This is a genomic window from Acidovorax sp. FG60 (assembly GCF_057808995.1).
In genome coordinates, this window is sequence record NZ_JBMDJC010000053.1 from 1 (window position 1) to 1,321 (window position 1,321).

The following is a 1,321-nucleotide window of genomic DNA, read 5'->3' on the forward strand; positions in this document are numbered from 1 at the left end:
TGAACCGCCCCGGGTTTCGTGGAGGCCGGTTGGTTTAAGTCAGACCACCACCATGGAGGTCTGACTGGCGAGTTGCCGGTAGTAGTTTGCCTCAGCCTCTGCAGGCGGTATGTATCCGATCGGTCCGAGCAACCTGTGATGGTTGAACCAGGATACCCATTCCAGCGTGGCCAGCTCCACCGATTCACGGGTGGGCCAGGACCGGCGATGAATCACCTCGGCCTTGTACAGCCCGTTCATCGTCTCGGCCAAGGCGTTGTCGTAGCTGTCGCCCTTGCTGCCCACCGAGGGCTCGATGCCAGCCTCTGAGAGACGTTCGCTGTAGCGAATGCTGACGTATTGCGCCCCCCTGTCGGAATGGTGAATCAAGGCGCCATCACGCTCGGGTTGCCGGGCATACAGCGCCTGCTCCAGGGCATCCAGAACGAATTCCGTGTGCATGGAGGTGCTGACCCTCCACCCCACAATGCGCCGGGCATACACATCGATCACGAAAGCCACGTACAGCCACCCCTGCCAGGTTGAGACGTACGTGAAGTCCGAGACCCACAGCTGGTTGGGCCGCTCGGCCTTGAACTGTCTGTTGACCCGATCCAGCGGGCACGGTGCTTTCATGTCGCTGATGGTGGTGCGAACCACCTTGCCACGGCGCACGCCCTGCAATCCCAGGCGCTTCATCAAGCGCTCGACCGTGCAGCGGGCAATGGACAGCCCTTCGCGGTTCATCTGTTTCCAGATCTTGTCGGCACCATAGACCCGCATGTTGGCCTGCCAGACGCGCTCAATATGCGCCACCAGGGTGTCATCACGTTGGGCGCGCGGACAGCGCAGCCGTGGATTGCGTTGACGGGCGGCATGACGCCAATAGCCTGACGGGGCGATCTGCAGCACCTTGCAGATCGACTCGACCCCGTAGGCCTGTCGATGCTGATCGATGAAGCCCCTCAGGACTTCAGACGGCGGTCGAGCTCCGCCTGGGCGAAAAACGCGCTGGCCAGCTTCAAGATCTCGTTGGCCTTGCGCAGCTCTTTGACCTCGCGCTCCAGCGCCTTCATCTGTTCACGCTCGGAGGTGGTGATGCCGTCGCGCACGCCGGTATCGATCTGATCTCGCTTGACCCATTCGTTGAGGGTCTGGGGCACGCAGCCAATCTTGGGGGCGATGGATTCGATGGCCGCCCACAGCGAGGGGTACTCGCCTCGGTGCTCACGCACCATGCGAACAGCGCGTTCGCGGACCTCGGGTGAAAACTGGTTCGACTTCTTGCTCATAGCTCAATCCTCTCAGAGAAAAGAGCCTCCTCAAAACCCGGGGCGGTTCA

1 protein-coding gene and 1 other annotated feature are annotated in these 1,321 nt (G+C 61.5%); the gene reads right to left on the reverse strand.

Annotated elements, in window-relative coordinates; translation table 11 throughout:
- Positions 1-39 precede the first annotated feature (39 nt).
- Positions 40-1,271 (reverse strand): IS3 family transposase gene (locus tag ACODS0_RS27960; RefSeq protein ID WP_488838496.1). Its coding sequence is split into 2 segments (ribosomal slippage): positions 40-980 and positions 980-1,271, totalling 1,233 coding nucleotides; the frame shifts between segments, so codons are not numbered across the junction.
- Positions 874-990, reverse strand: a sequence feature (AL1L pseudoknot). (Overlaps the previous gene by 117 nt.)
- Positions 1,272-1,321: the final 50 nt, after the last annotated feature.